At 59.8% G+C, this 19,197-nt stretch carries 17 protein-coding genes; 12 read left to right on the plus strand and 5 right to left on the minus strand.

Annotated elements, in window-relative coordinates:
* The first annotated feature begins 95 nt into the window (after nt 1-95).
* A complete protein-coding gene (locus tag QD357_RS14830; protein ID WP_246451255.1) occupies nt 96-1,100 on the plus strand; it encodes an adenylate/guanylate cyclase domain-containing protein in 1,005 nt (334 codons plus the stop codon).
* Between the two features lie 35 nt (nt 1,101-1,135).
* On the opposite strand, the gene QD357_RS14835 is transcribed toward QD357_RS14830, so the two are convergent.
* Together QD357_RS14835 and QD357_RS14840 are read right to left on the minus strand one after the other, a co-directional pair.
* On the minus strand, nt 1,136-2,113 hold the full coding sequence (locus QD357_RS14835) for a L,D-transpeptidase family protein (RefSeq protein ID WP_414124595.1): 978 nt from the start codon (nt 2,111-2,113) through the stop codon (nt 1,136-1,138).
* A 99-nt stretch (nt 2,114-2,212) separates the two neighbouring features.
* A complete protein-coding gene (locus QD357_RS14840; RefSeq protein WP_183938490.1) occupies nt 2,213-3,277 on the minus strand; it encodes a LacI family DNA-binding transcriptional regulator in 1,065 nt (354 codons plus the stop codon).
* Nucleotides 3,278-3,497: 220 nt separating this feature from the next.
* Here QD357_RS14840 and QD357_RS14845 point away from each other — a divergent pair, with 220 nt between their 5' ends.
* From QD357_RS14845 to QD357_RS14885, 9 genes are all read left to right on the plus strand, one after another.
* Entirely contained in the window at nt 3,498-4,451 is a 954-nt protein-coding gene (locus tag QD357_RS14845; protein WP_414124505.1) for a sugar phosphate isomerase/epimerase family protein, read from the plus strand.
* Nucleotides 4,452-4,509: 58 nt separating this feature from the next.
* Entirely contained in the window at nt 4,510-5,745 is a 1,236-nt protein-coding gene (locus tag QD357_RS14850; protein WP_183938488.1) for an ABC transporter substrate-binding protein, read from the plus strand.
* Nucleotides 5,746-5,817: 72 nt separating this feature from the next.
* Nucleotides 5,818-6,705 (plus strand): carbohydrate ABC transporter permease, encoded by an 888-nt coding sequence (locus QD357_RS14855; protein WP_414124506.1) that lies wholly within the window; start codon nt 5,818-5,820, stop codon nt 6,703-6,705.
* Nucleotides 6,705-7,592, plus strand: a complete 888-nt coding sequence (locus QD357_RS14860; RefSeq protein ID WP_183938486.1) for a carbohydrate ABC transporter permease — start codon at nt 6,705-6,707, stop codon at nt 7,590-7,592. The genes QD357_RS14855 and QD357_RS14860 overlap by 1 nt, the downstream gene beginning before the upstream one ends.
* A gap of 4 nt (nt 7,593-7,596) precedes the next feature.
* Nucleotides 7,597-8,679: an ABC transporter ATP-binding protein gene (locus QD357_RS14865; protein WP_183938485.1), complete on the plus strand. Its 1,083-nt coding sequence runs from the start codon at nt 7,597-7,599 to the stop codon at nt 8,677-8,679.
* 30 nt (nt 8,680-8,709) lie between these two features.
* Nucleotides 8,710-10,362 carry a GMC oxidoreductase gene (locus QD357_RS14870; RefSeq protein WP_414124507.1) on the plus strand — a complete coding sequence of 551 codons (1,653 nt, stop codon included), beginning with the start codon at nt 8,710-8,712 and terminating at the stop codon, nt 10,360-10,362.
* Nucleotides 10,363-10,627: 265 nt separating this feature from the next.
* Nucleotides 10,628-12,481 carry an ABC transporter ATP-binding protein gene (locus tag QD357_RS14875; RefSeq protein ID WP_414124508.1) on the plus strand — a complete coding sequence of 618 codons (1,854 nt, stop codon included), beginning with the start codon at nt 10,628-10,630 and terminating at the stop codon, nt 12,479-12,481.
* Between the two features lie 171 nt (nt 12,482-12,652).
* Nucleotides 12,653-13,126: a VOC family protein gene (locus QD357_RS14880; protein ID WP_414124510.1), complete on the plus strand. Its 474-nt coding sequence runs from the start codon at nt 12,653-12,655 to the stop codon at nt 13,124-13,126.
* 169 nt (nt 13,127-13,295) lie between these two features.
* The gene (locus tag QD357_RS14885) at nt 13,296-13,565 is read left to right on the plus strand and encodes a GCG_CRPN prefix-to-repeats domain-containing protein (RefSeq protein ID WP_183938481.1); all 270 of its coding nucleotides are present in this window, start codon (nt 13,296-13,298) and stop codon (nt 13,563-13,565) included.
* A gap of 138 nt (nt 13,566-13,703) precedes the next feature.
* On the opposite strand, the gene QD357_RS14890 is transcribed toward QD357_RS14885, so the two are convergent.
* On the minus strand, nt 13,704-14,987 hold the full coding sequence (locus QD357_RS14890) for a cystathionine gamma-synthase family protein (protein WP_183938480.1): 1,284 nt from the start codon (nt 14,985-14,987) through the stop codon (nt 13,704-13,706).
* Between the two features lie 256 nt (nt 14,988-15,243).
* On the opposite strand from QD357_RS14890, the gene QD357_RS14895 reads away from it, so the two are divergent.
* Together QD357_RS14895 and QD357_RS14900 are read left to right on the plus strand one after the other, a co-directional pair.
* Entirely contained in the window at nt 15,244-16,131 is an 888-nt protein-coding gene (locus tag QD357_RS14895) for an MBL fold metallo-hydrolase (protein ID WP_183938479.1), read from the plus strand.
* Nucleotides 16,132-16,288: 157 nt separating this feature from the next.
* Nucleotides 16,289-17,308, plus strand: coding sequence for a LacI family DNA-binding transcriptional regulator (locus QD357_RS14900; RefSeq protein WP_414124511.1), 1,020 nt, complete (start codon nt 16,289-16,291; stop codon nt 17,306-17,308).
* A 30-nt stretch (nt 17,309-17,338) separates the two neighbouring features.
* On the opposite strand, the gene QD357_RS14905 is transcribed toward QD357_RS14900, so the two are convergent.
* Nucleotides 17,339-18,349, minus strand: a complete 1,011-nt coding sequence (locus QD357_RS14905; protein WP_414124512.1) for a zinc-dependent alcohol dehydrogenase family protein — start codon at nt 18,347-18,349, stop codon at nt 17,339-17,341.
* A gap of 59 nt (nt 18,350-18,408) precedes the next feature.
* Nucleotides 18,409-19,197: an L-iditol 2-dehydrogenase gene (locus QD357_RS14910; protein WP_183938476.1), complete on the minus strand. Its 789-nt coding sequence runs from the start codon at nt 19,195-19,197 to the stop codon at nt 18,409-18,411.

Below are 19,197 nucleotides of genomic sequence, written 5' to 3' on the forward strand. Positions count from 1 at the left end.
TCGCCGGACTCTGTCGGCGGCTGATCGCGGACGGCTTGCCTTTATGGCAGGCGAGCATCGCAATGCCGTCAATTCACCCCGTTTACCGTGGAGTCATGGCAAGCTTTACGAGGGGTGCGGAGACCGTCACCGAGAATGACGAATATGGGAGCGCCAGCGAGGAAAGCTTTGCCCGCGCACCGGTCTTTTATCTGTTGGAAAACGACCTGCTTTTCGGCAGGTGGAAAATCTCGCGGGGCGAAGGTGTCGAGCTATATCCTGATCTGGCCGAGCTCCTGCAAAAGGGCGGCACTGACCACGTCATCAATCTCGTAGCCTTTCCCACGGAAGTTGCTCTGCGCGGCATGGCCTTCTCGGTGACCACCGATCGTCTCATCGGCTTCTCCGATGCGCATCTCGAAACGCTAAAGGCGCTGCTGCCGAGTCTCGGGCTGACCTGTTACCGCATGGCCGCGACCAAGACGGCAACTGATATGTTGGCAGTCTATACCGGCGCAAGAACCAGCGTGCACATCCTGGGCGGCGAGACGCAAAGAGGCGCAGGTGGCGCGCTTCACGCGGCAATCCTGTTGGCCGATCTCAGCAACTTCACCGCCCTGACGGAATCGCATTCGCGCGACGAGATCGTCGCCATGCTCAACCAGCGCTTCGAACTGGTCGGGCAGAATGTCGAGGAACACAATGGCGAGATACTGAAGTTCATGGGAGATAGCGTTCTTGCAATCTTCCCCGCCGATATCGATTCCCCGAATGAGGCGTGCCGGAATGCCGTTGCGTCCGCTCAGCACATTCTTGCGGCAAACAGGGCTCTGAACGATGACGGCCTCCGCCGATCTGGTCCGCCCGTCGACATCGATATCGTACTGCATCTCGGAGAAGTTTTTTACGGCAATGTCGGCGCGCGCGGCCGACTGGATTTCACGGTAATCGGCCCGGCGGTCAACGAGACATCCAGGCTCGAAAAACTCTGCGACGAACTTCAGCAACATCTCCTGCTTTCCGAAAGCTTTGCAGCGGCCAGCGGCCTCGCATGCGAGCGACTGGGAGATTTCAAGTTGCGCGGAGTTTCAAAGCCTGCGGCCGTGTTCAAACTGGCTTGACGCCCCGCTCCGGCGTCTGAAGGGCAATGGAGGCTTCAATTGGCGAAGTGGACGACGACTCCAGGCCTGACCATACCGGCCAATTCCTCGGCGTCCCAGTTTGTCAGGCGGACGCACCCGTGCGACTGCCCCTTGTCGATGAGTTCCGGATCGGGGGTTCCATGAATTCCGTATGTGGGCTTGTCCAGATCGATCCATACGCTGCCGACCGGCCCATTTGGCCCTTTCGGTATGATCAGAACCTTCTTGTTCTTGCCCTGTTTGAAGTTGAGTTTCGGGTCGTACCGATAGATCGGCATCCTTGCGACGCCTTTCACCTTGTGGGTTCCTGACGGCGAAGGATTGTCCTCACTGCCGATCGTTGCTGGATAGACTACCAATAATGCGTCGTTCCGATCATAGGCCATGACCTGGCCGGTTCCCTTGTTGATCTCGATGCGCTTGACACGGCCTTCCTTCGGCGAACCGGGCGAGACGACCAAAACCGTCTTGCCAGGAGCAAAGTCCGAGCCCGGATTGAGCTTATTCAGCAGGCCGGTGGCCATATGAAACCGTTCCGATAGCCGCTCCGCCACGCTGGTATATCCCATGCTCTTCATCTTCGCTTTTTCACCGTAATCGTCGGGAATGTGGTCAACCAGTCCCTCGGCATCCTCCGGCGTGACGCGGTAAGTCTGGGTGATCGGCGCGTCGCTCTCGAGGCGGGCGACCACATCCGGATCGAGCTTCCCATCGGCTGGAAGGCGATTGAGCGCCTCGAAGCCCGCTATAGCCTTGCTGACATTGTCTCCATAGAAGCCGTCGATCACGCCGGGAGATGCGCCGGCTCGATCGAGCAGCACCTGGAGACGGATGATCGAAGGGTCCGGCTCCTTGGATGCCTTGGCAGGACGCTCCGGCGCGACGGAGGCGAGCGACGCCGTGTTGATCGTCTCAGGGCCGAGCGCTTGCGCGGCTGCACCGCCGAACGACAGCGGGAGCATGAGAATCGCGATCGCAGCGTGGGTCTTCATGAAACGTCCAATGGCCAGAAGCGCATCTTGTTCCGAGGTCCGTGAGAACTCCCATTGCAGGACGATCCATGGCCAGGCCATGTCGACTTTCACACCCCGTTATGCGGGGGCAGCCATGCTCTCACGCTGAATAAATCGGCTGCGAATGACGTTTCGCATCTCCAGCTTTTGCTCCGGCCGATCGATGGCTGCCAGCAGGAGGGCGACTGCCGCCTGGCCCATTTCCTCGACGGGCTGCTCGATGGTCGAAAGCGGTGGCGAGCAGAATGCGCAAACGGGCGAACCGTCGAAAGAGACGACTGAGAGGTCGTCCGGGATCCTCAGCCCCATACATTGCATCCGGCTCATGAAAGAAATTGCCATATCGTCGCTGGTCGCGATGACGGCGGTCGGTTTATCCGCAAGACCAGCAAAATCATCGGCCGCCTGCACCCCGATGTCGAAACCCTGCTGATAATCCAGATTGCCGCCTGACCGGACCACCGCAGATTCGGACAATCCCGCCTTCTCTAACGCCTCAAGGACGCCTCCATAACGCTCGACATCGTGATAATTGCCCTCTGGGCCAGCAAGATAGAGAAAACGGCGATGGCCGAGACGGATAAGATCGGCAGTCACGTCCTGCATAGCCTCGCGGTCGTTCGTCACCACGCTGGGCAGGCCTGCATCGCTCATGTCCAACAGCATAGAGACGATCGGCAGGCCAGCGCTGGCGAGAGAACGTCCATCTATTTCTGGCAGTTTGGATGACAGAATGATCGCGCCGCGAACAGTTCCGCCAAAAGCAAGATCCAGAATATGTCTTTCGGAAGCTTCATCGCGGCCGAGATTGGCGATCATCAAATTGTAGCCTTCCTTGATAAGAGACTTATTGATGCTCTGCAGCACCTGCGGGATGACCTGGGAAGCGCCGTAATAGAGAGAACCCGGCAGAATGATCATAATGGTGTTCGACTTGCCGACCCTGAGGCCGCGGGCCATCGCATTCGGCGTGTAGCCCAATTGCTTGGCCGCCGCATCGATCTTGGCGCGCGTCTTCTCATTGACGCGCCCAGGATTGGCAAGTGCGCGGCTGACCGTGGAAATTGCCACTCCAGCCAGCTGCGCGACATCCGCCATCAAAGGCCCTGATTGCTCCACCGGCACGCCTTTGTTTTTTTTCAATTTTTTCCATCCTTCCCGATGCCTGCTGCGCCGGATGCTACGGCAATCGTAGCCATATAGCAAACGATTGCCAAAAATCGCTTGCATAAAAAAACGACTTGTCTACTATCTGAGCATGGCAAACGATTGCCAATAACAGTGCCTTGGAATCATTATGGATTACTTGTTGCGGACCTCGATTCCGCAACCGATCCTCTGTGCCCGGAGAACGGATAGCGTCATGATCTCAACCGAACGGCTTCGCTTTGGCGTCGATCTCGTCACCTTTTTTCACCCAGGCTTTTGGGGCGTGAAGGATTACGACGGCATCATTGCACTCTCCCGAAGCGAACCTCGCGCCTTTTGGGACAAGATCCTTGATGCTGCGCAGACTTCCGGCGTTAGCGGCGTGGAGTTGACCTTCTCGCCGTTCAACTGGCAGGACGCGACGAAAACCTATGGCTCACGCGAGGCCTTCGCTGCCGAGCTTTCCAGCCGCGGACTGACACTGGCGAGCGGCTTTTTCGCAGAGCTGGAAGCGGCCGGCGATTTTACGGAGGCCAACGCACAGGCCGCCATCATCGAAAAGGCTGAGAAATACGCTGAATTCCTCAAAGCCTGCGGCAGCGAGATCATGGTCATCGGCGCGCCGCTGCGTCAGACGCTCGGCGCTCAACCGGTACGGTTCTTCGATTTCGAGCAGGCGCGCAAGATTGCCGATTTCCTCAATCGTCTCGGTGCTACTCTTTATACCAGGGGTGTGCGGCTGGCCCTCCACACCGAGGCGCACTCGATCTTCGCTGCCTCCCGCGATGTCGATTTGCTGATGCTGCTGACAGACCCGGCCTACGTGCATATGTGCCCGGACACGGCCCATATCATCGTTGCCGGCTCCGACCCGCTGCAGGTTGTCGAGCGTCATCACGAGCGCATGATCATCGCCCACTGGAAGGATGCACTCGGACCTATGCCGGCCAATACCCCGATCGATGAACACATCCATGATCGCCATCACCCCTATTTCTGCGGCTTCGGACTCGGCCGCGTCGATTGGCCAGGCTGGATCAGGTTGTTGCGCGACCGCGGCTATGAGGGCTGGGCCATTCTCGAACTCGATGCCGCACCGGATCCGGTCGCCGACATCGCAAACGGGCTCAAGCTCGTGCGGCAGGCGCTTTTGCCGACCTATCGCTGATTTCATGACCCGAAAACCAAAAGCCCCGGCAAGAGGGCTTTCTTGAAGAGGTGGAACGATGAAAAACACAATGAAGCTCTTACTGGTGGGAGCCACCGTGCTCTCAGCAGCCATTTCCTCGGCCCGTGCCGAAGACAATCCAAAAGCCGAGGTGATGACCTCCTGGACCTCCGGCGGAGAAGCGGCGGCTCTGGACGTCATCAAGCAGGAATTTGAAAAGCGCGGCGGGGTCTGGAAGGATTCGTCCATCGCTGGTTTCGGCGCCGCCGACGCAGCTTTTCAGAATCGCTTGGTCGCGGGCGATCCGCCGGCCGCCAAGCAAACCGTGCTTGGCCTCGCCAATGCGGACTTCGTCAATCAGGGCCTTTTGACCCCGATCGATGGCATCGCGAAAGCCGGAAAATGGGCTGATGTCCTGCCGAAATCGATCGCCGACCTCATCTCATACAATGGTCAGGTCTATCTTGCCCCCACCGGCGCCCATGGCGAAAGCTGGGTGTTCTATTCCAAAGAGACCTTCGCCAAGGCCGGCGTGAACGAAGAGCCCAAGAGCTGGGACGAATTCTTCGCGGCTCTCGACAAGCTTAAGGCCGCCGGTGTGCTTCCAGTTGCCTGGGGCGGTCAATCCTGGCAGGAATCCAAGGTCTTCAACATGATCCTGCTGACACAGGTCGGCATTGACGGTTTCCTGAAGATCTACGTCGACAAGGACAAGGGCGACGCATCGACGGAAGGCGTGAAGAAGACGCTCGATATTCTCGGCAAGCTGCGTAGCTACGTCGATGAAGGTGCAGCAGGCCGGAACTGGAATGACGCCACCGCCATGGTCATCACCGGAAAGGCCGGCGTGCAATTCATGGGCGATTGGGCCAAGGGCGAATTCGTTGCCGCTGGCAAGGTGCTCGGCAAGGACTATGGCTGCATGCTCGCTCCGCAATCGCCGGGTATGGTTTATGTCGCCGATTCCTTCTCCTTCCCGAAGATCGCCGATGCGGCTTCACAGCAAGGACAGACGCTACTGGCCCAAGTCGCCATGGATCCGGCCGTGCAGGTCGAATTCTCGCTTAAGAAGGGCTCCGTGCCGATGCGCAGCGACGTCGACAAGTCGAAGCTCGATGTTTGTGCCCAGAAGGGACTGGAGCTGATGAGCGCCGGTAAGATCGTCCCGGATCAGGCGCTGATCCTCTCTCCGCAGCAGGCCGGCGCACTCAACGACTTCGTCGACGAGTTCTGGACCAACCCTTCCGAAGACAGCGCCTCTGGCGCCGCGAAGTTTTTCGCGATCTTCGAATAGGGCCTCGTCATGCGCCGACCGCCGGGGATCCCGCCGGTCGGCTCAGCCCATTCCTTTTGAGAGAGTTTGCCGATGCAAGCCAAGCGCAGACGTTCCCTTGCTGCGACCTTTGCACTCCTGCCGACATGGATCGCCGCAATCTTCGTCTATATCGGCACCATGGTCTGGTCGGTCCGGCTGTCTTTCACGGATTCGACGATCTTCCCGTCGTCCAACTATGTCGGCTTTGCCCAATACGCCAGGCTGTTTAAGAATTCACGCTGGCTCGCATCATTGGAAAATGTGCTGATCTTCGGCGTTCTCTATGTCGCAGGCTGCCTCGTCCTCGGCTTCGTGCTGGCGGCCGCCCTTGACCGCAAGGTCCGTTTCGAAAGCGTATTCCGTACCATATTCCTCTATCCCTATGCCATGTCCTTCGTGGTCACGGGCCTTATCTGGCAATGGATGCTGAACCCTACCCTCGGCATTCAGGCCGCCGTCAGAGCGCTCGGCTGGCAAGGCTTCGCGTTCGACTGGATCGTCAATCGTGACATGGCGATTTATACCGTCGTCTTCGCCGGCGTCTGGCAGGGGGCCGGACTTGTCATGGTCATCGCGCTTTCCGGCATGCGCGGCATCGGCGAGGAGCAATGGAAAGCCGCGCAGATCGACGGCATTCCGATCTGGCGCATCTATCTTTCGATCATCCTGCCGCAGCTCGAGCCGGCGCTTGCCGCATCGGGCATGCTGCTTTCCATGGGCGTGATCAAGACCTACGACCTCATCGTCGCGCAGACAGGCGGCGGGCCAGGCTATTCGACCGAAGTGCCGGCAAAATTCATCATGGACAACCTGTTCGAACGCCAGAACCTCGGGCTTGCCAGCGCCGGCGCCACCGTGTTGGTGCTTTCCGTCGTCATGGCCGTCGCCCCGTTCCGCTATGCGCTCGCCATGCGCGCCAGAAGAAGGGGAGCGCATTGATGACAACCCGCCCCCATCCTCGCGGCCCCAAGCCGTCCAGGCTCAGCGTCGGCCAGATCGGTCTCTACGCCTTCCTGATCCTGTCGGCGCTGTTTTTCCTGTTGCCGCTCTATACGATGCTCGTCACCTCACTGAAGTCGATGGCAGAGATCCGGGAGGGCCACATCTTCGCCCTGCCGGCAGCCATCGATTTCGATGCATGGAAGACCGCATGGTCGGGAGCCTGCATGGGAACGCAATGCCTTGGCGTGCGCATCGGGTTCTGGAATTCGGTCAAGATAACCGTGCCGGCTGTGGCGATTTCCGTCTTCATCGGCGCGATCAACGGTTATGCCCTCTCCTTCTGGCGGCCGAGAGGCTCGGGCCTGCTCTTCGGACTGCTGATGGCCGGCGGCCTCATCCCCTATCAGATCTTCCTTTATCCGCTGGTGCGGCTGCTCGCTAATATGAGCCTCTATAATTCGGTGGCCGGCGTGGTCCTCGTTCACGTGATCTTCGGCCTGCCGCTGGTGACGCTGCTGTTCCGCAATTATTTCGTCGCCATACCCGAAGAACTCTGCAAGGCCGCCCGCGTCGATGGCGCCGGCTTCTGGCGGATCTTCGTCGAGATCATGCTGCCCATGTCGGTACCGATGGTCGTCGTCGCTTCCATCTTCCAGTTCACCGGCATTTGGAACGACTTCCTGATCGGCCTGGTCTTTGCCGGACGGGACAATCTGCCAATGACGGTGCAACTCAACAACATCGTCAATACCACCATGGGCGAGCGCGCCTACAATGTGAACATGGCCGCCACCATCCTGACCGCCATTGTTCCACTCACTATCTATTTCTTCTCCGGCCGCTGGTTCCTGCGTGGTGTCGCCGCCGGCGCCGTCAAAGGATAACGCAATGCAGCCTGCCGTATCCGTAAAGGACCTCAAGATTGCCTATGGCGATCACACCGTCATCGAGAAGATGTCGATCGATATCGCACCACGCGAATTCCTAGTGCTGCTCGGACCATCCGGCTGCGGAAAGTCGACCCTGCTCAATACGATCGCGGGTCTTCAGGATATCAGCGACGGCGAGATCTGGATATCCGACAAGAACGTCACCTGGGCCGAGCCGAAGGATCGCGGCATCGGCATGGTCTTCCAATCCTATGCGCTTTATCCACGCATGTCGGTGCGCAAGAATCTATCCTTCGGCCTGCGCGTTGCGGGGCTTCCAAAGGCCGAGATCGAGGCGCGCATTGCCCGAACCGCTTCGCTTCTCCATCTCGACACACTGCTCGACCGCCGGCCTTCTGAATTGTCTGGCGGTCAGCGCCAGCGTGTCGCAATCGGCCGCGCGCTGGTGCGCGAGGTCAACGTCTTCCTGTTCGACGAGCCGCTTTCCAATCTCGATGCCAAGCTACGCAACGAATTGCGCGTCGAGATCAAAAAGCTGCATCAGAGCCTCGGCAACACGATGATCTACGTGACCCACGATCAGGTCGAAGCGCTGACCCTTGCCGACCGCATTGCCATCATGAAGGACGGCGTAATCCAGCAGCTTGCCAGCCCCTCCGAGATCTACCATCGCCCCGCCAACCTTTTCGTCGCCGGTTTCATCGGCGCGCCGGCGATGAACTTCATCAAGGGCGAGATCGCAATCAAGGCGCAGGCCCCGGTCTTTGAAAGCAACGACCTGACCATCGACCTGACCGACTATCCTTTTCTGGCACCCGTCGCGCCAGGTCCTGCTACGCTCGGCATCCGGCCGGAACACATCGCGCCGGATGGCGCCGCGAGCGATTGGCCTTCCATTCCCGGCATCGTCTCGGTCGTCGAGCCAATGGGAGCAGACACCGTGTTGTGGTTCGACTGGGCGGGACAAAGTCTTTCCTACCGCATCATGGGGGACGCCGCACTCCAGCCGGGCACGGCGATCAAGCCAGGGCTCGATGTCGCCAAAGCCTCCCTCTTCGACGCTGACGGCGCCCGCCTCTAAAGCCACTTTCACCCCATACGGAAGCTACCCATGTCTCAGACTGTCTACGACGCGTTGGTGATCGGTTCGGGCGCTGCCGGCTCCTTCGCCGCCAAGGAATTGACCGCTCAGGGGCTCTCAGTGCTTTTGCTCGAAGCTGGTCCCGCAGTGAGCCGGAAGGATTTCGATCCGGCTCGCAAGAAGCTGCCGGCCAGCAGCATCAACATATGGGAGCGCGCACGCGCCACGATAAAGGGCCAGCCCATCCAGGCGCGCGCCGCCTTCTTCACCGAGCGTTTCAGCCATTTCTTCGTCAACGACCGGAAAAACCCCTACACAACCCCGAGGGATGCGCCGTTCCTGTGGATTCGTGGCCGGCAGGGCGGTGGTCGCCTGCACAGCTTCGGTCGCGTGCTGCTGCGCTGGACGGATGACGACTTCAAGATCCAGTCGCGCACAGGCAAAGGTGTGGACTGGCCGGTCAGCTATGACGATCTCGTGCCCTATTACGAGGAGGTTGAATCCAGCCTTGGGCTCTATGGCAATCCTGACGGCGTCGAGACACTGCCGGACGGCGTCTATGCGCGTCCGGCAAAACTCACGCCGGCCGAACAAATCTTCAAGAGCGAAGTGGAAGGTCGCTGGCCGCACCGGCACGTTGTGTCTTGGCGCTATATCGCGCCGGACGCAGAGCGTACGCCGAAGCCGTTGCGCGAGGCGCTCGCGACCGGACGGCTGACCATTCGCCACGATGCCATCGTCCGCCGCATTGCGACGGATGAGCAAGGTACCCGGGCAACCGGCGCCGAGTTCGTCGATCGCATCACCGGCAAGGTCGAGACCGCGCATGCTGGTCTCCTGGTGCTCTCTGCCTCGCCGATCGAAAGCGTGCGGCTGCTTTTGAATTCGGCATCCGCCAGGCATCCAGAAGGATTGGGCAACAGCTCTGGTGCGCTCGGGCGTTATTTCATGGACCAGCTGCCGTGCCTGGCCTTTGGCTCCTTTTCGAAGGCAAAGGGCTGGGCGGCCGACGACTCGGCTCCAACGGACCCATTCTACAATCCATCCGGTGGCATCTTTGTGCCGCGTTTTGGACCCGACGATGCCGGCCGCGGCGATTTCGATTATCAGGGCAGCATCGGCCGCGCACCGACGCCGCACGACGGCTCAGCGCGGTTAGCATTCTTCGGTTTCGGCCGAATGTTGCCCTACGCCGACAATCGCATCACGCTCAATGCCCGGCGCAAGGATGCCTGGGGCATCCCCGTTCCCCATATCCGCTGTGTCATGGGCGAAGAAGAGCATGCGCTTCTCGGCCAGCAGGAAGAGGTGCTCATCGACATGGTGCACAGCGTCGACGGCGATCTCGAGTTCATCGGATCCCCCACCGGTCTTAGGGAAATGGGACACGGCGCCTTCCCCGATGCCGATCCATTCAGCCGCTTCATGTTCCGAAAATGGTTCCGCAAAACGATGTGCATGGGCGCGGCGATCCACGAAACGGGCGGCGCCCGCATGGGAAATGACCGACAGAATTCGGTGCTCAACCCCTACAACCAACTCTGGGACGCACCCAATGTCATCGTCACGGACGCCAGCGCCTTCCCCGGCAGCGGCATCGCCGGCACGACGCTCACCGTCATGGCACTAACGATCCGTGCATGTCGAAATCTCGTCGACCGATACCGAACGGGTCGCGTGTAGAGACCGTTCGCGGTCCCAGAATGTATATGCAGGACCTGAGCCGGGGCGGATCAGAGTGCACGAAAGCGCATTACCGAGGCTTTAGTTGCGACCTCGTCTGGCTGCCTGCCTTTCGATCTTGTCGCCGACCTTAGACCCAGACTCGCGACACCCGTTACTTACACCCATCAAAACTTCCAATTGAGATTGCAGACTGAAGATGGTCCTATGCGGCCCGCGTAGCTGACTGCCCTCGCCTTCCTCCCGATTTTTGACCGAGCGGCCCATGTCGATTTCAGATGCGATCTACAGTCCCTTCGAAAAGCTCATCCGGCCGCTCGATATCCCCTACCAGCCACTGCCTTCAAGCGGCCCTGTGGCCGTGCTTTTGCACTTCATCTCGATGTTCCGCGGCGTTCTGATCGCATTGGCGCTTTCCTCCGTCGCGGTTGAGGCCATCAATCTGACGATCGTCTGGGGGCTTTCGGTCATCGTGGATGGCGTAACGCAAAAGGGTGCCGTCGCGTTCCTGCATGGCGAATGGCCACTGCTTGTCGTCCTCGGTCTACTCATCTTTCCAGGCATGCCCGTTGCCTCGTTCCTTTTGAACACGCTCACCTCGCATACGCTCACAATCGCCATGCCTGCTGCAATCCAATGGCAGGGTCACAAGGCGGTGGAGCGGCAGGATCTCGCCTTTTTTCATGATCTTTTTGCTGGACAAGTCGCCTCGCGCCTGTCGCAGGTGGCCTCCGCGGTCCAGCAGCAGATCATTACCGCCTTCCAATGGGTGCCGCGCTTCCTTTTTCAGATGGTCGGCTCGATGATCCTGCTGAGTGTCCTGTCCTGGCAACTCGCATTGCCCGTCCTCGTATGGATCATGCTCAATGTTGCGCTTTCCGTCAGATTGGTGCCGACTTTCGTGGAACGCTCGCGTCGCTCCGCCAAGCGGCGCAGCCTCGTCTCCGGCGCCATTACCGATCTCTACAGCAACATGCAGATGATCAAACAGTTCGCGGCCGAAGACAGCGAAGCGGGCGCCATTCGCCGCATCATTCAAAAGGCCGTCGGGACGCAACACAAGGAACAGCGCATCTACCGAACGGCCGAACTAACAGTCGTGGTGCTCAATATGGCGCTCTGGCTGGGGATGATTTCGATCGGGTTTTCGGGCCTCGTCAATGGCTTTCTGACAGTCGGGCAGTTTGTCGCCGCGGTCTACATCCTCCAACGGCTGTCCGGGCAAACCTTCACCTTTTTGCAGATGGGCCAGCAGATCTTCCAGGCGATAGGCACAATCAAGGACGCCATGCCGGTGATGACGACGCCGCCCAGCATAATCGACCGGCCAGACGCGACCGACCTGCAGGTTAGCCGCGGAGAAATCCGTTTCGAAGATGTTCGCTTCGCCTACAAGTCCGGCAGGCAGGTGATCAACGAGCTGTCGCTGACGGTTCGGCCCGGCGAAAAGGTTGGCCTGGTCGGCCTTTCAGGAGCCGGCAAGACCACCCTGGTCAGCCTACTATTGCGCTTCTACGACATAGGGGACGGCGCGATCTTGATCGACGGGCAGGACATCCGCACGGTCACGCAGGCAAGCCTTCGCCGCAATATCGGGGTCATCGCGCAGGACGTCGCGCTGCTGCATCGTTCGGTCGGCGACAATATCCGTTACGGCCGGCCGGAGGCGACGCAGGACGAGATCGAACGGGTAGCGACGATGGCAAATGCCGATGTCTTTATTGCCGAACTTGCCGATGGCGACGGCCGCGAGGGCTACGATGCCTTCGTCGGCGACCGCGGTATCAAGCTTTCCGGCGGCCAGCGCCAGCGTGTCGCCATCGCGCGTGTTCTGTTGAAGGACGCACCTATCCTAGTGCTAGACGAGGCGACCTCCACCCTTGACAGCGAATCCGAGGCCGCCATCCAGGAAAAGCTCAACCTGGTGATGGACGGAAAGACGGTGATTGCCATCGCACACCGCCTGTCGACCATTGCCCGGATGGACCGAATTGTCGTGCTCGATCAAGGGGGCATCGTGGAAGAAGGCAGGCCGGATAAACTGGTCGAACAGGGTGGGCTCTTTACCCGGCTATGGAAACGCCAGACCGGCGGCTTTATTCCGGACGAAATCAGCTAGCCTTTGCCGGGATTGCTTCTGACCCAACTGACGGGCTGACGCCGCCGCTACTTTGGCAGAGCCGGATAGCTCGACCATTTAGACGCGAAAAATGGCTGTAAGGGCTGGAGAAAGACGGTTTGCCCCTTACTTCACCAGGGAATGGGAAACGAACAGCGAAAGGACCACGCAATGGCAAAGAACACGATCTGCGTATGGTACGACAAAGACGCTGAAGCCGCCGCCCGCTTTTATGCCGAGACTTTTCCCGACAGCGCGGTCGGTGCCATCATTCGTGCACCTGGAAACTATCCGGCGGGCCAGCAGGGGGACGTCCTGGTTGTTGAATTCACCGTTGCGGGTATCCCTTGCATCGGTCTGAATGGCGGTTCCGGGATCACACACAACGAAGCCTTCTCATTTCAGATCTCAACGGACAATCAGGAAGAAACCGACCGCTACTGGAACGCCATTGTCGGCAACGGCGGCCAGGAAAGCGCCTGTGGCTGGTGCAAAGACAAATGGGGCGTGTCGTGGCAGATCACACCGCGCGTATTGATGGAAGCGGTCGCAGCCGGCGGTGATCAAGCAAAGCGTGCCTTCGATGCGATGATGACCATGAAGAAGATCGATGTCGCGGCGATCGAAGCGGCACGACGCGGCTGAGGCATCAGCGGATGAGATTTTTGTCAGAGCGTCAGCGCCTGGCCAGCAGCAACCCGGCCGCAGCGGCATTCCAAAATATTTTTGGCGCGCGCGATAAAAATGGCCGGTTTGAGCGTTAGGGTGTGTATTCCGGATGCAGGGTGCATTCGGATGGTCAGAGGAAGACATGATGAAAAAGCTGCTTATCATAGCCCTCACATCCGTAGGGGCATTAATCGCAATCGCTTCCACAGCCAACGCAGCACAAGGATGCGGTGCCGGATATCACCGCGGTCCCTACGGCCATTGCCGTCCGAACGTCGCCACCGGCGGCACGGTCGTTGTCGTGCCGCCAGGGGGGCCAAGGGTCGGCGTTTATTATCATGGACGAGGCTATTGGGATGGCCGCCGTTACTGGGTGAATCGTGAGCGGTATCACGGCGGTTGGCGCTACTATTAAGGGCAGCTTCGCTGGGTCGGTTCATCGACCGGCCCAGTCCTTAATGGAAACGGCATCGGCTTGATTGCTTCAAATCAGCCGACTTGATCACGACCTGTTTGTCAAGCTTCCGTGTCGACCCACGCGCGCATCTTCGCGTTACGCTTCGTCGAGCGCCTGACCCAGATCGGCGATGAGATCGTCAGGATGCTCGATGCCGATCGAAAGACGGATGGTCGATTCCAGCACTCCGATGCGCTGGCGCACCTCGGCCGGCACGCCCGAATGCGTCATCGTCGCGGGATGGGAGGCGAGCGATTCCGTCCCGCCGAGGCTGACGGCGAGTTTGAAGACCTGCAATGCGTTCAAAAACCTGAACGAAGCAGGTTGGCCGCCCTTGATATCGAAGGAGAAGGTCGAGCCGGCACCGGTGCACTGGGCTTCGAATGTACGGCCTGTCGCTGAATTCGCATCGGCGTAGGACAAGTAGTGAATCTGTTCGACCTTCTCATGATTGTGCAGGAAGTCCGCCACAGCCATTGCATTGCTGTTTGCGCGTTCCATGCGGATCTGCAGCGTCTCCAGAGACCGCCCCAGCATCCAGCAAGAATGAGGATCGAGCTGGGTGCCGATCGAGCCTCTGAGCGCCTTTACCTGAGCAACGATCGCTTTTTTACCGAGCACGGCGCCCGCGATCAGGTCGGAATGGCCGCCGATATATTTCGTCAGCGAGTAAAGCGAGATGTCCGCACCGTGGTCGATGGGCCGCTGGAAGACCGGGCCAAGAAGCGTGTTGTCGCACACGAAGATCGGCCGATGCCCCTGCTTCTCACCGATCGCATCCGTTATGCGTCGGATCATCGCGATGTCGACGAGAGTGTTGGTCGGGTTGGCGGGCGTCTCGATGAGAATGACGGAGACGCGTCCCTTCGCCATTGCTTCCTCCGCCGCGGCCCGGACGGAAGCTTCCTCGACGCCGTCAGCGAAGCCCACCGCTGAGACGCCGAGATTGAGGAATGTCTTGGCGAGCAAAGTTTCCGTGCCGCCATAGAGCGGCTGCGAATGGAGAATGGCGTCACCGGGGCGGACGAATGCAAGCAGGGCGGTGGAGATGGCCGACATGCCGGAAGAGAATACTGCGCCGCTCTCCGTGCCTTCATAAACCGCGAGACGATCCTCGACGATCTCGCTATTCGGATGATTGAAACGCGAGTAGACGAGGCCCGCGCCTCTTCCCTCCGGTGGCACCTTCCGACCTGAGACGTAGTCAAAGAAGTCGCGGCCGTCCTCGGCGGATTTGAAGACAAAGGTCGATGTTAGGAAGACAGGCGGCTTCACGGCCCCCTCGGAAAGTTCGGGATCATAGCCGTAGTTGAGCATCTGGGTTTCCGGATGCAGGATCTGGTTTCCGACACGGGTTTTTGACGGGTGCGGCGCGGTCATGGAACGTCTCCTTGATCAAGGGTACGGGCTCGCATCGCGGACCAAGACAATCCGAGCGAACTATCAGTGATATCTGGAGCGGCAACGCGCAGTGAAAAGACCAGCGCCTCTACGTCAAGAGGATAACCTTACGCAGGGATAGGAGGCGAATGCTGGGTCCCGCTTTCCGATCTTGCCGGACACTGATTTATGCCATGTCCGAACTGCGGAGATTCGCGTAGGATGCGCTGGCATTCTCGCTCAAGAGGGAACTGGCATGACGGGTCATAAGATTCCAGCAAAATTGCTTGCGGTAGCAATTTTGACGCTCGCGAACCAAGGACTTGCTTTCGCACAGATGCCGCCGCAACAGCCGGATGCGAAGGCCTTCAAACTGGGCAAGCTCGACATTGCCGCCCTGCACGACGCGCAGTTTGTCCAGCCTAATGACGGCAAGATATTTGGTCTTGACCATAGCCCAGCCGAGGTCGCGGATTTGCTGAAGGCGGCGGGCGCGCCGACCGATACGGTCACCCTTAGCGTCGACGCCCTGCTGGTCAAATCGGACCGGCACCTCGTCCTGATCGACACCGGTGTCGGCGGCGCGCTGCAGGACAGCCTGGCAAAAGCCGGCTACCACGCGGATGCGGTCGATGAAATCCTGATCACCCATTCTCATCCGGATCACGTTGGCGGACTGGTTTCGAATGGAAAGCTCGCTTTTCCAAATGCCACGATCCGCATGTCGGAAACGGAGTGGTCCTATGCCAAGGCAAATGAAAAGCTGGCTGATGTCGTCAAGGTCATCAAGGACCGTGTCAAGACATTCACGCCTGGCGGTCAGGTTGTTCCCGGGATCACATCGGTTGCCATGAGCGGTCACACTCCCGGCCATGTCGGCTACCAGATCACCTCGGGAAAAGAGACGCTGTTCGATGTCGGCGACACTGTTCACAGCTCCATCATTTCGCTTGCCAAGCCGGATTGGGCGCTATCGTTCGACGGCGATAAGCCGGAAGCCGAGCAGAACCGTGTGAAAACGCTGAACACGCTCGCAAAGAGCCATGAGAGGATTTTCGCGCCCCACTTTCCGTTCCCTGGCGTGGGATATGTCGCGGCAGAAGGCGACCACTTCAAATGGACTCCGGATGACAAGTCCGAATAGCTCGAGGATATAACCGGGTCGGCGGCAGAAAGGTCTTTGATTGGCTCGTCTTGCGCTTGATGCAGTCTCCTGCTGTGATTAAGTCAATGACGACGTGGGTGAATTTCGGCAACTCGTCTCATGACTGTTCGAAGACCCGGGAAAGAAATACGAGCACGTGACGACCAGCATCAGACATATCGCCAAACTCGCCGGAACATCGGTCTCGTCGGTATCACGCGTGCTTAACAATAGTGGTTATGCCTCGCCCGAACTCAGGGACCGTGTGGAAGCGGCCATTCGCGCGCTGAACTATACGCCGAGCAAAGGGGCGCGCATGCTGCGCGGTGCGCCAAGCCGGATGATCGGGCTGATGCTGCCATCGATCGACGTGCCGTTCTTCGGGATTCTGGCCCATACGATTGAACAGGAGTTGTTCCAGCGCGGCTATCAGACGTTGATCTGCAGCACGGCGGAGAACATGGACCACGAGGCGCGCTACATGTCTATGTTGCTTGCCCAGCGCGTCGATGGCGTCATCGTGGCCAGTGCCTTTGGCAGCATCGAGCACTTCGAGGTCCTGCGGGATGCCCATATCCCGATCGTCGCGATCGACCGTGAACTGAGCGGCATTGCCGACGACGCGGTCATGGCCGATCACGAGGAAGGTGGACACCTGATGGCGCGTCACCTGATCGGCCTCGGCCACCGGTCGATTGCCGTCGTCGGCGCGCCGGCCCATAGCCAGCCCGTTCAGCTTCGCCTCCGGGGTATTTCGGCGGAAATGGCGAAACACGGGATCACGCCGGCCGTCGTGACAATGGCCGAGGAGCACAGCTTCGCGGCAACCTACCCGTTGGCACGGGATCTGTTGGCGGCGCTCCCGGAGATCACGGCGATCATCGGCACGACCGATATTTCGGCGATTGCGGCAATCCATGCGGTTCAGGATCGCGGTTTTTCCGTTCCGGGCGATTATTCGGTGATCGGTTTCGATGACCTGCCCGAGGCCGCCTATGTCTTTCCCCGGCTAACGACGGTCGCGCAGCCGATCCGCGATGTCGGGCAGCGGGCGGCACAGCGGCTGGAAACGCTGATCGCGGAACACCAAGCGGGGCACGAACTGCGACCGGGCGCCGTCGTGAAAGTACCGGTTACCCTGATCCAGCGGGATTCGACCGGATCCGTCCGCGGCTGAGGCGTACTGAGCCCGTGGCGTGACCATTCGCTAGGGGCGAACGATGACCTTGATCTCGCCTGGCAATGGCGCGCTCCCCACGACCTCCGCGACCTCTTCGAGACCTATGGTCTTGGTCACCAACATATCCAGCTCCAATGCCCCACGCGCAACCAATGCCGCAGCCCGCGAATGGGTGAACGGATTGAGATAGGCCGGTCTTATGTCGACTTCGTTGACGAGTAGATCGAACGGCAGGACAGGCACCTCGACACCTCTGGGCGTTACTCCGAAAAGCACGAAGTTGCCGCCGCGCCGTGTCATTTGCAGGCCGGTCTGCAAGGTCTCGGGAACGCCTGCGCACTCGATGACGACATCCGCGCCACCATGGGTGACGTCTCGAACAGCCGCGACCGCGTCCGAAGCCGTCGGGTCGAAGGCATGCGTCGCACCCAGGCGCAGCGCAGTTTGGCGTCTCGAGAGCTGCCGCGTGATCAAAATCACCTGGCTTGCACCAGCAAGGCGGGCCAATTGCACCATGAGCAGACCGATCACCCCCCCTCCGAGGATTGCGACGCTCTCGCCCGGACGGATCTCCGCCTTGTCGATGGCATGAAGACAGCAGGCAAGCGGCTCGCAGAAAGCGCCATGCACGGGATCGAGATCGGCAGGCAGCGTGAATGCCTGGCGGTACGGCAACGCCACATATTCGGCAAAACCGCCATCCCGGGTCACGCCGATCGCGGTCAAACCCTCGCACAAATTCACCCGCCCGCGCGCACAAGCATGGCAGCGACCACAGGCGATATTGGGGTCTACGGTCACCAGCTCGCCGCCGGTAAAGCCTGTGACCTGCTCGCCGACCACTTCCACGATGCCGCAGAATTCATGGCCCGTCGTGACCGGAATCGCCGTCGGATACTCGCCTTTATACATGTGGCGATCGGAGCCGCAGATGCCGGCGGCAAGGACACGGACAAGCAATTCGCCCGACCGCGCAGCCGGCTTCTCGACACTGCGCATGGTCATGGACGCGATCGACTCCAAGCGGACAGCTTTCATTCCTCTCCTCCTCGCTGATGCTTTCATATCGCAGGCCTGGGAAGGTTCCGCCTAAACGATTAGCCCATGACGTTGCCGCCATCGACATTGTAGCACTGTGCCACGATGTATGCCGCATCCGGCCCGGCCAGAAAGGCAGCCATGGCAGCCTGCTCCTCGGGCCTACCAAATCGCCCGGCCGGAACGGCGGCGGCCACGCGACGTTTCACCTCGCCAGGCTGCAAACCTTCGCGGCTCCCAAGTTTCGCATCGACGACGTCCCACATTGGCGTATCGACCACGCCGGGAGCGATGGCGTTCACGTTGATGCCATAACGGATCAATTCCAGAGCACAGCTTTGGGTGATGCTGATGACGGCGGCTTTGGAGGCGCAATAAGCGACGGCCGGCCCCTCGCCGCGGCGGCCGGCCTGGGACGAGAAATTGATGATGCGTCCGCCCTCACCTCTTTCCACCATGTGCCGGGCAACCGCCTGCGTCATGAAAATTACGCCTTCGATATTGACCTGGAAGACCCTGGCCGTGCGCTCGCGCGATATCTCCAGAATGGATTGGACGTCGTAAATGCCTGCGGCGTTCACCAGGATGTCGATCTGCCCGGCGGTCTCTATCGAGAAGCGGACGGCAGCGTCGATGCTCTCCTGGCTGGTCACGTCGAGCGCCACGCCCCAGGCATCAGGCCCGATCGCCTGCGCGACGCCTGCACATCGTTCGCCGTCGAGATCCGCGACGATGACCTTCGCGCCTTCCGCCGCGAAGCGTTCACACACAGCCTTGCCGATACCACTCGCGCCTCCCGTAACCAATGCCACCTTTCCGGAAAGCCGAGATGTCTGCTCAGAGTTCAT

Source organism: Rhizobium sp. BR 317 (genome assembly GCF_047445835.1).
GTDB classification, from domain to species: Bacteria; Pseudomonadota; Alphaproteobacteria; order Rhizobiales; family Rhizobiaceae; genus Rhizobium; species Rhizobium paranaense.

What these genes read in the sequence shown, in the direction of transcription:
- QD357_RS14850 (WP_183938488.1), top strand. Translation starts at nt 4,510, where the DNA reads ATGAAAAACACAATGAAGCTCTTACTGGTGGGAGCCACCGTGCTCTCA.
- QD357_RS14865 (WP_183938485.1), top strand. Translation starts at nt 7,597, where the DNA reads ATGCAGCCTGCCGTATCCGTAAAGGACCTCAAGATTGCCTATGGCGAT.
- QD357_RS14860 (WP_183938486.1), top strand. Translation starts at nt 6,705, where the DNA reads ATGACAACCCGCCCCCATCCTCGCGGCCCCAAGCCGTCCAGGCTCAGC.
- QD357_RS14880 (WP_414124510.1), top strand. Translation starts at nt 12,653, where the DNA reads ATGGCAAAGAACACGATCTGCGTATGGTACGACAAAGACGCTGAAGCC.
- QD357_RS14870 (WP_414124507.1), top strand. Translation starts at nt 8,710, where the DNA reads ATGTCTCAGACTGTCTACGACGCGTTGGTGATCGGTTCGGGCGCTGCC.
- QD357_RS14830 (WP_246451255.1), top strand. Translation starts at nt 96, where the DNA reads ATGGCAAGCTTTACGAGGGGTGCGGAGACCGTCACCGAGAATGACGAA.
- QD357_RS14910 (WP_183938476.1), bottom strand. Translation starts at nt 19,197, where the DNA reads ATGAACTCTGAGCAGACATCTCGGCTTTCCGGAAAGGTGGCATTGGTT.
- QD357_RS14905 (WP_414124512.1), bottom strand. Translation starts at nt 18,349, where the DNA reads ATGAAAGCTGTCCGCTTGGAGTCGATCGCGTCCATGACCATGCGCAGT.
- QD357_RS14875 (WP_414124508.1), top strand. Translation starts at nt 10,628, where the DNA reads ATGTCGATTTCAGATGCGATCTACAGTCCCTTCGAAAAGCTCATCCGG.
- QD357_RS14895 (WP_183938479.1), top strand. Translation starts at nt 15,244, where the DNA reads ATGACGGGTCATAAGATTCCAGCAAAATTGCTTGCGGTAGCAATTTTG.
- QD357_RS14885 (WP_183938481.1), top strand. Translation starts at nt 13,296, where the DNA reads ATGAAAAAGCTGCTTATCATAGCCCTCACATCCGTAGGGGCATTAATC.
- QD357_RS14835 (WP_414124595.1), bottom strand. Translation starts at nt 2,113, where the DNA reads ATGAAGACCCACGCTGCGATCGCGATTCTCATGCTCCCGCTGTCGTTC.
- QD357_RS14855 (WP_414124506.1), top strand. Translation starts at nt 5,818, where the DNA reads ATGCAAGCCAAGCGCAGACGTTCCCTTGCTGCGACCTTTGCACTCCTG.
- QD357_RS14890 (WP_183938480.1), bottom strand. Translation starts at nt 14,987, where the DNA reads ATGACCGCGCCGCACCCGTCAAAAACCCGTGTCGGAAACCAGATCCTG.
- QD357_RS14845 (WP_414124505.1), top strand. Translation starts at nt 3,498, where the DNA reads ATGATCTCAACCGAACGGCTTCGCTTTGGCGTCGATCTCGTCACCTTT.